The organism is Haloarchaeobius marinus, from assembly GCF_051207415.1.
Taxonomy (GTDB): Archaea; Halobacteriota; Halobacteria; order Halobacteriales; family Natrialbaceae; genus Haloarchaeobius.
Map to the genome: position 1 here is coordinate 405430 of NZ_JBPKGD010000001.1, position 12205 is coordinate 417634.

The following is a 12205-nucleotide window of genomic DNA, read 5'->3' on the forward strand; positions in this document are numbered from 1 at the left end:
TCGACAAAAAGGCTTCGTCGGAGGGCGGGCACGGGACCGGACTACTGGGAGAGCAGCACCACCGCCGCCACCGCGAACCCGACCCCGCCGACGCGCTGGAGCGTCACGGGTTCCTCGAACAGCACGACGCCGAGGACGGCGGCGACGACGAAGTACAGCGCCGAGACGGTGGTGACGACGCCGGTCTGGCCGCGTTCGAGGCCGGCGTAGAACGCGACGGCGGCGATGCCGGAGAAGACGCCCGCCGAGACGGCGAACAGCAGGCCATCGCGAGTGTAGGTGACCGGGTCGGTCCGGGTGAGGACGTAGGCGCCGGCGAGGGCCGTCCCCACTAGGTAGGAGACTATCATCGCGACGGTCGGCGAGACGCTCCTCGTGGCGGCGTCGGCGAGGACGGCCCACAGACCCCACGCGACCATGGCGAGCAGGGCCCACGAGATGGGGGAGTTCAGCATACCCGTGCCGAGAGCCCCCGGGAGCGAAAGCGTTGCGACGGCGGCGACTCAGTCGAGGTGGACGCTGACCATCTCGCAGTGGCTCACGACCAGTCTGTTCTCCTCGGCGAACGACCGGAGCGCTTCGGAGGGGTCGGTGGCGGTCTTCGGATAGTCGCCACCGGACGAGAGGAGGTCCGAGACGTCCCCCTGGGCGTCGTCGTCGACGTCCGAGCAGTCGAGCACCACGGGGCTGGTGGCGTCCTCGGTCGGCGTGAGTGAGAGCACGTACCAGACGACGTCGCTGAAGAAGGCGGCGTCGGTCTGCTGTACCTCCTGGCCCCGGTACGTCCGGTAGGTCTCGCCGTCGACGCGGACGTAGCCGCCGTCGAACTCGGTTCGGGCCCACGTCCCGAGTTCGCTCTCGGGGTAGACGGACGGTTGCTCGCCGTCGATGGCCGCCTGCACGAACCGGCGTCGCTCCCCCGAGAGCGTCGTCGCGTCGACGACGCTCGCGTCCTCGGGGACCGAGTCGGCCCTGGTGGCGGTGAAGCGCATCTCGTATCGCGCCCCCGCGTCGACGTCGACTACGTAGGTCCCGTCCGCGTCCGACCCCGTTCCCTGCAGTCGGACGTCGTCGAACACGGGCAGGACGGGCGAGGGCGGACTCTCGACGAGGATGTCGTAGTGCCCCCGGACCGGCCCGTCGCTCCGGGCGGCCTCGACGAGCAGCGAGCGAAGCCCGTCGGGGAGCACACGGATGGGGTCCTGCTGGGTGATGAGGTCGGTCTCGAGTCTGAGGTCGACGCTCGCGGTGTCGTCGGTTCCGGTGGTGTCGGTCTCGGTGCCGTCGGTCCCGGTGCCGTCGGTCCCGGCGTCGTCGAGGCCGAGACACCCGGCGAGGGACCCGGCGGCGATGCCGAGGCTTCCGAGTACGGCGCGTCTGGAGGGCGAAGCCATAGTCCACCCTACCTGACACGTGCGACAAGTGTCTTGTGGGGCGAGAGCCCGTTCTACTTGAACCGGAACGTCTCCAGGTTCTTCGGCGCGAACGTCCGCATGTTGAACTCGTGGTAGAGCGCCGAGGAGAGGTCCTGCACCGAGGACTCGTCGCCGTGGACGCAGAGCACCTTCTCGGGCCGGGGATTCATCGTCCGGACGAAGTCCATCAGGCCCTGCCGGTCGGCGTGGCCGGAGAAGCCGTCGACCGTCTCGACGTCCATCTTCAGCTTCAGCGTGTTCGACCGACCGCCGTTCCCGCCGCGACCGTTGACGGGTATCTCGTCCCAGCCGTTCTGGATGCGCCGACCGAGGGTCCCCTGCGCCTGGTAGCCGACGAAGACGAGCCTGGAGTCCTCCTCGCTACCGAGGTGGCGGAGCCACGACATGATGGGACCGCCGGTGACCATCCCCGACGTCGAGAGGATGATGCAGGGGCCGCCGTCGGCGACGTCCTGTCGTTCCTCCTCGCCGCCGTCGATGTGGTTGAACTCCTCGGCGAGGAAGGGGTTCTCGTCGTCGTGGAAGATGCGGTCGCGCAGGTCGTCGCGCAGGTACTCGGGGTAGGTCGTGTGGATGGCCGTCGCCTCCCAGATCATCCCGTCGAGGTGGACGGGCATGGAGGGGATGTCGCCGTTCCGCATCGCCCGTTCGAGGACGAGCATTATCTCCTGTGACCGACCGACCGCGAACGCCGGGATGAGTATCTTCCCGCCCTTGTCGTGGGTCTCGTTGATGACGTCGATGAGTTTGCGCTCGGAGTCCTCCTGGTCGGTCTGGTAGTCGTTCCGACCACCGTAGGTGGACTCCATGACGAGCGTCTCGACGCGCGGGAAGTCGTTGACCGCCCCGTTGAACAGGCGCGTGTCCTTGTAGTGGATGTCGCCGGAGAACGCGACGTTGTAGAGACCGTCGCCGATGTGGAAGTGCGAGACCGCGGAGCCGAGGATGTGACCCGCGTTGTGGAAGGTGAGTTTCACGTCGGGCGCGATGTCGGTCACGTCACCGTACTCCAGCGGGATGGTGTGCTTGATGGCCTCGCGAACCATCTCGGAGTCGTACGGCGGTGCGCGACCCTCTTTCGCCGCGACGTCGAGGTAGTCGAGGGTGAGCAGGCCCATCAGGTCGCGGGTCGGTTCCGTCGTGTAGATGGGACCGTCGTAGCCGTACTTGAACAGCAACGGCAGGAGCGCCGAGTGGTCGAGGTGGGCGTGGGTGAGGACGACGGCGTCGATGTTCGTCGCACCGGCCCCGAGCGCCTCGGGCACCTGCAGGTACGGGACCTCGCCCTCGGCACCGGGTTTGTCGCCACAGTCGATGAGGATGCGCGTCTCGGGGGTCGAGAGGATGAACGAGGCACGTCCGACCTCGCGGCAACAGCCCAGCGTCGTGATGCGGACGTACTCGTCGTCGGACATCTCCTCGCGGTGGATCTGCCGACCGACCCGTTCGAGGATGTCGCGGCGCTCGTCGCGCTCCTGTTTCAGGAAGTTCCGCACGTTGGAGACCGTCGAGGACTCGATGGGCGGCGTCCGGACGACTTCGGGCGTCCAGCCGACCTTCTTCGTTATCTCTCGCAGGGTCGAACCGTGGCGGCCGATGACCATGCCCGGCTTCTGGGCCTCGATGACGACCTCGCCGGTGTCGGCGTGGAAGTCGAGGTCGGTCACCCCAGCGTCCTCGGGGATGACGCTCATGATGTCTTCCCGGGCGGACTCCGGCGGCGAGAGGACGTCCGGGTCGGGCCGGACCGTGATTCGCTTGCGGAGTTTGGAGGCGAGGCGGCGGATGAGGTCGCCCTGCTGGGCGAACTTCTTGGGGTCGCGTGTGTAGACGACCAGTTCCGGCCCCTCGTATTTGACTGCGGAGACCGAGATGTCGCTCGGTATCTCGCTGGTAATCTTTGCTTCAAGTTCTTCCAGTTGTCGGTCTACGGAACTCATATCTCGGGAGATAGCATCGTGTCCGGGTTCGAACAGCACGGTCTTCCCAGCCCCACCGACCGGCGACGCAGTGACTCACGTCCAAACTGGAGCGCCGCACCCGAGGGGGTGCGACGGCCGTGACCGTGCCCACGGCAGAACTGTTGGCGTGTGAAGTCGTGCGTATCGTGCTGAGACATTGTCGGTGGGAACCGCGGTGCGAGCCCGTCCCAGACGCTTGACTGTCTCGGGAGGACCAGGGGGAGAACCCGCTTACTCGGTCGTATACCCCCGGAGTTATAAAAGCCTTCGCAATATTGAGGGGAGACCCACCCGTCGGTACTCGTATGCAGGTGACCCAGGCGACCGTCGGACGCGAGTACGAGTGGGTGCGTGACCGGGCCGACGTGGTCGTTCCGCTGGCGAACGAGGTTCGCGCCGACCTCGCCGAGGTGTTCGACGCGTCCGTCGACCCGATGACCGAGGCGCAGTACAGGGACGCGGTCGACGACCTGTTCGCCGACGGCGACAGGGCGGTGAACGTCGCCGCGCTCGTCGCCCTGTTGCGCTCGCTGGACGTCGAGGGCGACTACCCCGGCTTCGTCGTCGACGAACTGCTCGGGCGCGAACTCGCCGCGACCATCGCCGGCACCCAGCCGCTCCGGACGCTCGGGGAGGCGACGTTCCACTACGCGGACCTCCTCTCCCACGGCGAGGCGGGAGACGCCGCCGGTGCCGACGACCTCGACGCGGCGCTGGCCGCCGGCTTCCAGGAACTCGTCCCGGGGTGGGAGTGGACCGAACGAGAGAGTCCGTTCGGCGTGGACGCGAGGAGTCGGTGACCGTGCCGGGCGAACTCACGGACACGTACGTCGCCGCGGTCCAGCACGACCTGGTCGACGTGGGCGACGCCACGCTGGTCGGCGTCGTCCGGCGACCGACCGCGTGGTTCTCCGCGGCGGTGGACGAGAACGTCCCGGCCCTCGGCCCGCCGGCGCCCCTGCTCGACGAGACGAAGGACCTCGCGGAGACGTTCAAGATGCAGGGGATGTGCGACGAGGGCGCGCACAACGCCGCGTGGGACGAGACCGACTTCGAGGCGCGGTACCGGGCGCACCTCGACGCGGACGAGAGCGCCCGTGACGCCGTCTCACGCCTCGCCGAGCGCCTCCGGGCGGGCGAGGACGTCGCGCTGGTCTGTTTCGAGAACACGAACAAGAAGCGCTGTCACCGGACGACGCTCCGGGAGGTGCTGGAGTCCGCCGTCGCCTCCGGGAGGTGACGGTGCGGCGCGACGTCCGGAAGAGTGATTGACCCGAGGTGCGCAGGGACGAGCATGGCAGAGGCGGGTCCCACCGACGAGTCGACTGCCGACCGCGACGAGGCGACCATCTGTTATCCGGTCCGGGGTGACCTGCCGCTATCTCCGGACGACGAACTCCTGATGATACGCAAGCGACGTGGACTCGGCTCGGACCTCTACAACGGCCCGGGTGGGAAGGTCGAGGCCGACGAGTCGCCGCTGGAGGCCGCGGTCCGGGAGACGCGCGAGGAGGTCGGCCTCGACGTCGGCGACCTGACCAAGCGCGCCGAGTTCGACTTCTTCTTCGGCGACGAACACGTGTTCCTCTGTCACGTGTACGTCGCACGCGAGGTGGCCGGGACGGCGCGGACCACCGAGGAGGCCATCCCCGAGTGGCGCACCCGCGAGTCCATCCCCTACGACGAGATGTGGGAGGACGACGAACTCTGGCTCCCGGCCGTCCTCGACGGCGACACCGTGTGCGGGACCTTCTACTTCGACGACGACGGCGACGAACTCGTCGACCACGACGTCGCGCTGGGCGTCTCGTTCGACGGTTCGGGGTAGGCGACCGGCTATCCCCGACGGGCCAGACCGGGTCGTCCCGCCCCAGTCGTCGGTCCCACTCCGGCCACTCGAACCACCCACACACCTTCAAGGGGTTTAAGACCACGACAGGAGTCGATACGAACAATGAGTGGAGAGCAGGAACTCGGCATCACCGAGTCCAAGGAGTACAACACCGGCGAGTGGTACGCCGAAGTGGTACAGAAGGCGAAGCTCGCTGATTACGCGCCGATGGGCGGGTTCATAATCACGCGACCCCGCGGGTACGAACTCTGGGAGCGACTGCAGGGCTACCTCGACGGCTGGTTCAAGGAGACGGGCGCGCAGAACGCCTACTTCCCGGTGCTCATCCCCGAGAGCTACCTCGAACAGGAGAAGGACATCGTCGAGGGGTTCGACCCGGAGGTCGCGTGGGTCACCCACGGCGGCCACGAGGAACTCGAGGAGCGCCTCGCGGTCCGACCGACCAGCGAGTCCATCATCACGCCGTTCGTCAGCCAGTGGGTCCGGAGCCACCGCGACCTGCCGATGCGCCTGAACCAGTGGTGTAGCGTCATCCGATGGGAGGCGACGGAGACGAAGCCGTTCTTCCGCACGAAGGAGTTCCTCTGGCAGGAGGGTCACACCGCCCACGCCACCGAGGACGGGGCCTGGGACGAGGTCATGACCCGCCTGGACCAGTACGCCCGACTGTACGAGGACGTGCTGGCGATGCCGGTCCTCCGCGGACGCAAGCCCGACCACGACAAGTTCCCCGGTGCGGACACCACCACCACGGTGGAGGCGCTGATGCCCGACGGAAAGTCCGTCCAGGGCGGCACCTCCCACCACCTCGGCCAGTCCTTCGCCGAGGCGTACGACGTGACGTTCACCGACGAGGACGAGGACGAGCAGACCGCCTGGACGACCTCCTGGGGGCTGTCGTGGCGCGCGCTCGGCGCGCTCGTCATGACGCACTCCGACGACCAGGGCCTCGTCCTCCCGCCGACGGTCGCGCCCGAACAGGTCGTCATCGTCCCCATCTACAGCGACGAGAACCGCGAGGAGGTGCTCCAGTACGCGAGCGAGATAGCCGCCGAACTCGACGAGGCGGGCGTCCGCGTCCACCTCGACGACCGCGACGAGCGCAATCCCGGCTTCAAGTTCAACGAGCACGAACTTAACGGCGTCCCCGTCCGGTTCGAGATCGGTGGCTACGAGGTCGAGGACGAGGAGGTGACCGTCGTCCACCGTCCCGACGGCGAGGAACTCGTCGAGGACCGCGCAGACGTCGTCGACGCCACGCAGGACCACCTGGAAGCCGTGTACGACAAACTCTACGAGGCCGCCGAGGAGAACCTGCGCGAGAACGTCCGCGAGGTCGAGGAGGTGAACGAGATACTCGGCACCATCGGCCAGCACGGCGGCTACGTCAAGACGCCGTGGTGTGGCGACGAGGCCTGCGAGGAGGCCGTCAAGGAGAAGGTCCACGCCGAGATCGTCCTGCTCCCCATGGAGGAGGGCGAGGACCCCGAGACGGAACTGCGCGGCGGCGAGGCCCTGGCGGTCGAGAGCGACGAGTGTACGATGTGTGGCGAACCGGCCGAGGAGGTCGCCTACTTCGCGAAGACCTACTGAGTCGGCACCGCTCCATCCTCACAGTCGCTGGCCGGCCGTGGCGACCACGACCCGTCGATGCCGGAGGACAGGCCGTCCGGACCGCTCAACTTGGCGTCGATAGCCGAATCCCGTCCCCGAGATGTGCGTATTCGTAATATTCCCTAATATGTGTTATTAATACCCTTAGCCATTCAGGAGTAGCCTCTTATAGAGGCTCGTGTCACACGGACACATGAATCAGCCACATCGGGACACGGCCGCCAGTCGGGGGCTCGCGGACCCCGACGACCAGCGGTCGAACTGCGGCGTCGGGATGGTGATGAACCTCGACGGCGCGACCGACCACTCGACCGTCGCCGACGCGCTCGAACTGCTGGAGAACCTCGAACACCGCGGCACGACCGGCGCGGAACCGAACACGGGCGACGGTGCGGGTATCCTCTTGCAGACGCCACACGACTTCTTCGCCGACGAACTCCCGGTCGACCTCCCCGAGACCTACGGCGTCGGGTCGCTCTTCTTCCCGCAGGACGCCGACGAACGGGCGGCACTGCAGGCACTGGTCGAGGACGCACTCGCCGACCGGGGCGTCGACGTCGTCCACTGGCGCGACGTCCCGACGGACGCCGACGGACTCGGCCAGACCGCCCTCGACTCGGAACCCGACGTCTGGCACTGCGTCGTCGCCCCGGCAGCCGACGACGTCGACGGGGAGACGTTCGACCGCGCGCTGTACGAGGGGCGACGCGTCGTCGAGAAGGCCGTCGACGACGAGGACTACGACGGCGGCGACCGCTTCTACGTCTGCTCGCTCGACCGCAAGACCGTCGTCTACAAGGGACTCCTGACCGGGGAACAGCTCCCGAACTACTACCCCGACCTGCGCGACGAGCGCGTCGCCTCGACGTTCGCGATGGTCCACGAGCGCTTCTCGACGAACACGCTCGGCGCGTGGCACCTCGCGCACCCGTACCGCGGCATCGTCCACAACGGCGAGTTCAACACCATCCAGGGCAACGTGAACTGGATGCGGGCCCGCGAGACCGACCTCGAATCGGCCGACCTCGACCTCGACGCCGTGACGCCCATCATCCAGGACCCCGAGCAGTCCGACACCGCCAGCGTCGACAACGCCCTCGAACTGCTGACCCAGACCCGCGACCTGCCCCACGCCCTGCGGATGCTCGTCCCCGAGGCGTGGCGCGACGACGAGTCGATGGACCCCGACCGGCGGGCGTTCTACGACTTCCACGCCTCGCTCGTCGAACCGTGGGACGGGCCGGCGCTCGTCTGTGCGACCGACGGCGACCGGGTCGGCGCGGTGCTCGACCGCAACGGCCTGCGACCCTGCCGGTACGACGTGACGACCGACGACCGCCTCGTAATGGCCAGCGAGACGGGCGCACTCCCTATCGACGAGGCCGACATCGCGGAACGTGGCCGCCTCAAGCCCGGCCAGTTGTTCCTCGCCGACCCCGACGAGGGGCGCATCGTCCCCGACGACGCGGTGTTCGACGACCTGGTCGACGACCGCTACGGCGAGTGGGTCGAGTCGGAGCAGGTCCACCTCGAAGCGCACGCTGCCGCCGACCCGCGCCCGGCCGAGACCGACGAGTCCCTCCGGCCCCAGCAGACCGTCTTCGGCTACACGCAGGACGAACTCGACCACCTCATCGAACCGATGAGCAAGAAGGGCAAGGACCCCGTCGGGTCCATGGGCGACGACACGCCGCTTTCGGTGCTGTCCGACTACAACCGCCCGCTGTTCTCGTACTTCAAGCAACTGTTCGCGCAGGTGACGAACCCGCCGCTGGACTACATCCGCGAGGAACTGGTCACCTCACTGGAGACGCGGATGGGCTTCCAGCGGAACCTGCTCGAGGAGTCGCCGGCCCACGCCCGACAACTGGTGGCCGACTCGCCGGTGCTGACCGACGCCGAACTCGCCGCGATTCGCGACCTCGACGGCGAGACGGGCCTCTCCAGCGCCGTCGTCGACGTCACCTTCGCTCTCGATACGGACCTCGAAACCGCCGTCGAGCGCATCCGCGCCGACGCCGCCGCGGCCATCCGCGACGGGGCCGACGTGGTCGTCCTCTCCGACCGGGCGGTCGGCCCGGACCGGCTACCGATTCCCAGCCTGCTCGCCACCGGCGCGGTCCACCACCACCTCGTCCGCAACGGCCTGCGGAACCACGCCGGTCTCGTCGTCGAGTCGGGCGACCCCCGGACCGTCCACCACACGGCGACGCTCGTGGGCTACGGCGCGGACGCCGTCGACCCGTACCTCGCGTTCCAGACCATCGCCGACATCACGCGCGGTGCGGACGGCGCCGACCTCGCCGAGGCCATCGACGCCTACGTCGCGGCCGTCGAGGGCGGCCTGCTGAAGACGATGGCGAAGATGGGCATCTCCACGGTCGAGAGCTACCAGGGTGCCCAGATATTCGAGGCCGTGGGCCTCGACTCCGACTTCGTCGCCGAGTACTTCGAGGGCACCGCGAACCGCACCGAGGGCATCGGCGCCGCCGAGATCGAGGCCGACCTTCGGGAGCGCCACGCCGCCGCCTTCGGCGACGAGGACGAGGCCGCGACGCTCGAACGGTCCGGCGAGTACGAGCACCGCTCCGGGGGACTGCACCACCAGTGGAACCCGAACACCGTCGGCGCGCTCCAGCAGTCCGTCCGGTCGGGCGACTACGACCGCTACGGCGAGTTCGCCGCCCAGATAAACGACCAGAACGAGCAGCTACAGACCCTCCGGGGCCTGCTCGAACTCGAGAGCGACCGCGCCCCCATCCCGGTCGAAGACGTCGAACCCGTCCACGAGATAGCGGCCCGGTTCTCGACGGCCGCGATGAGCCTCGGCAGCCTCTCGCCGGAGGCACACGAGAACAACGCAGTCGCCATGAACCGCATGGGCGGGAAGGCCAACACCGGCGAGGGCGGCGAACCCCCCGAGCGCTTCGACACGGAGAAGGAGTGCTCGGTCAAGCAGGTCGCCTCCGGTCGCTTCGGCGTCACCGCGACCTACCTCGCCAGCGCCGACGAACTCCAGATCAAGATGGCCCAGGGGTCGAAGCCCGGGGAGGGCGGGCACCTCCCCGGCGAGAAGGTCAACGAGATGATCGCCCACGTCCGGAAGTCCACGCCCGGCGTCGGCCTCATCTCGCCGCCGCCGCTGCACGACATCTACTCCATCGAGGACCTCAAGCAACTCATCTTCGACCTGAAGGCGGCCAGTCCCGACGCCGACATCAACGTCAAGCTCGTCTCGGAGGCCGGCATCGGCACCATCGCCGCCGGCGTCGCCAAGGCCAACGCCGACGTCGTCCACGTCTCCGGGCACTCCGGCGGCACGGGCGCGTCGCCTCGCACCTCCATCAAGAACGCGGGCCTGCCCTGGGAGCTCGGGCTCGCCGAGACCACCCAGATGCTCCGTCGGACCGGCCTGCGCGACCGCATCCGCGTGTCGGCTGACGGTGGGATGAAGACGGGGCGCGACGTGGCCGTCGCCGCCCTGCTCGGGGCCGAGGAGTACGTCTTCGGCACGGCCGCGCTCGTCACCGGGGGCTGCGTGATGGCCCGCCAGTGCCACAAGAACACCTGTCCGGTCGGCGTCGCCACCCAGCGTGAGGACCTGCGCTCTCGGTTCCCCGGTCAGCCGGAGCACGTCGTCAACTACATCACGTTCGTCATCCAGGAACTCCGCGAGATAATGGCCGACCTCGGCTTCGAGACCGTCGACGAGATGGTCGGGCACGTCGACTGCCTCTCCCAGCGCGAGAGCGACCATCCCAAGGCCGGTCTGGTCGACCTCTCGGCCGTCCTCGCCGACGTCGGCGAGGGGCCGCGACGGAAGGTCCGCGAGCAGGACCACGAACTCGACGACCACCTCGACTACGACCTGCTCGACGAGGCCGCACCCGCCCTCGACCGCGGCGAACCCGTCGGCATCGCCGCCGAGGTGTCGAACACCGACCGGACCGTCGGCGCGATGCTCTCGAACGCCGTCGCCAGCGAGTACGGCGAGGCCGGCCTCCCCGCTGGCACGGTGAACGTCTCGTTGCGGGGGACCGCCGGGCAGTCGTTCGGTGCGTTCCTCGCCTCCGGCGTCGCCATGCACCTCGTCGGCAGCGCGAACGACCACGTCGGCAAGGGGCTCTCCGGGGGCCGCATCGCCGTCGAGACGCCCTCGAACGCCGGCTACGACCCCGCATCGAACGTCGCGGTCGGCAACGTCGCGCTCTACGGCTCGACCGACGGCGAGTGTTACGTCAACGGCGTCGCTGGCGAGCGCTTCGCGGTCCGGAACTCCGGCGCGACCGCAGTCGTCGAGGGCGTCGGCGACCACGGATGCGAGTACATGACCGGCGGCGTCGTCGCCGTCCTCGGCGACACCGGCACGAACTTCGCCGCGGGCATGTCCGGCGGTATCGCCTACGTGCTCGATACGTCCGGCGACTTCGAATCCGCCGTCAACACCGGCATGGTCCACGTCGAGCGCGACCTGGACGAGCGGGACGTCGCCATGCTCCGCCGCCTCGTCGAGAACCACGTCGCATACACGGACTCCGAACGCGGCCGCGAGCTGCTGGAGAACTGGGAGGCCACCCTCGACGCCTTCGTGAAGGTCATGCCCGATGCCTACGAACGCGTACTGACCGAGGAGGACGCCGAGGACGTACGCGAGAGCCTGCCCGAGAGCGCGACCGTCGAGGGCGAGTCCGCCGCGGCCGGCTTCGCGTCGAGCGACGACTGAGCGCTCACGACGGCGCCACTGTCACCGGGTCTTCCTCCAGCGGCCCCATCAGCGCACCACAGCCACTGTCCTGTCCGTTCCAGGCGCTGCCACGACAACTGACCGCGCGCCCATCGTGGACGAGCGCGACGTACTCGCCATCTGGCGTCGCCCCGTTCTCGACCTCGAACGTGACTCGGTAGCGAATCGCCCCGCGACAGCCGTCGCTCTCGGCGGTGGCCAGCGTCGACACCGAGAGGACGTGGCCGCCGACTGCCGTCCCGTTGGGCGTGGTCGTCCAGACGTCGGCGGACAGTTTCGCGTCCGGCGACGACGCGTTGAGGACGCCGGTCGCGACGTAGGTGTCGTCCCCCGTCGACTGCAGGTCCCACTGTCTGGGTTCGAACCTGTCGCGACAGCCAGACTCGACGATCTCGGCGCTGGTTATTCGGCTGTTGTACGGCCCGTTATCGTCTGCCAGGGGACTCACAACGGGGAGCACGGCACCGGCTGTCACGCCGGCGACTAGCGCGAGAAATGCGACTGCGATTGTGGACTTCGACATCAGTCACAAGTCACGAGACATGACATGAGTCTGTTTCGACTATTCCGTGGTGGGGGACGGTTCCGCAACCATCAC

At 68.3% G+C, this 12205-nt stretch carries 9 protein-coding genes; 5 read left to right on the forward strand and 4 right to left on the reverse strand.

Features of this window, described 5'->3' with window-relative positions:
- Window positions 1-41 precede the first annotated feature (41 nt).
- The 3 genes from ACSC1W_RS02185 to ACSC1W_RS02195 are packed head-to-tail and all read right to left on the reverse strand — an operon-like array spanning window position 42 to window position 3376.
- Complete coding sequence (locus tag ACSC1W_RS02185) at window positions 42-455, reverse strand: EamA family transporter (protein WP_435345008.1); 414 nt, start codon at window positions 453-455, stop codon at window positions 42-44.
- A gap of 48 nt (window positions 456-503) precedes the next feature.
- Window positions 504-1394, reverse strand: a complete 891-nt coding sequence (locus tag ACSC1W_RS02190) for a DUF7979 domain-containing protein (protein WP_435345010.1) — start codon at window positions 1392-1394, stop codon at window positions 504-506.
- 53 nt (window positions 1395-1447) lie between these two features.
- Window positions 1448-3376, reverse strand: coding sequence for a beta-CASP ribonuclease aCPSF1 (locus ACSC1W_RS02195; protein WP_435345011.1), 1929 nt, complete (start codon window positions 3374-3376; stop codon window positions 1448-1450).
- A gap of 326 nt (window positions 3377-3702) precedes the next feature.
- Between ACSC1W_RS02195 and ACSC1W_RS02200 the strand changes: the two genes are divergently transcribed.
- The 5 genes from ACSC1W_RS02200 to gltB all read left to right on the forward strand — a co-directional run bounded on the left by ACSC1W_RS02200 (window position 3703) and on the right by gltB (window position 11586).
- Entirely contained in the window at window positions 3703-4197 is a 495-nt protein-coding gene (locus ACSC1W_RS02200) for a DUF7984 family protein (protein ID WP_435345013.1), read from the forward strand.
- Window positions 4194-4637 (forward strand): DUF488 domain-containing protein, encoded by a 444-nt coding sequence (locus ACSC1W_RS02205; protein ID WP_435345015.1) that lies wholly within the window; start codon window positions 4194-4196, stop codon window positions 4635-4637. Before ACSC1W_RS02200 ends, ACSC1W_RS02205 begins: the two co-directional genes overlap by 4 nt.
- A 54-nt stretch (window positions 4638-4691) precedes the next feature.
- Entirely contained in the window at window positions 4692-5225 is a 534-nt protein-coding gene (locus ACSC1W_RS02210; RefSeq protein ID WP_435345017.1) for an 8-oxo-dGTP diphosphatase, read from the forward strand.
- A gap of 126 nt (window positions 5226-5351) precedes the next feature.
- Complete coding sequence (gene proS, locus ACSC1W_RS02215; protein WP_435345018.1) at window positions 5352-6842, forward strand: proline--tRNA ligase; 1491 nt, start codon at window positions 5352-5354, stop codon at window positions 6840-6842.
- Between the two features lie 214 nt (window positions 6843-7056).
- Complete coding sequence (gene gltB / locus ACSC1W_RS02220) at window positions 7057-11586, forward strand: glutamate synthase large subunit (protein WP_435345020.1); 4530 nt, start codon at window positions 7057-7059, stop codon at window positions 11584-11586.
- Between the two features lie 4 nt (window positions 11587-11590).
- Here the strand turns inward: gltB and ACSC1W_RS02225 are convergent, their stop codons facing one another.
- A complete protein-coding gene (locus ACSC1W_RS02225; RefSeq protein WP_435345022.1) occupies window positions 11591-12130 on the reverse strand; it encodes a hypothetical protein in 540 nt (179 codons plus the stop codon).
- Window positions 12131-12205: the final 75 nt, after the last annotated feature.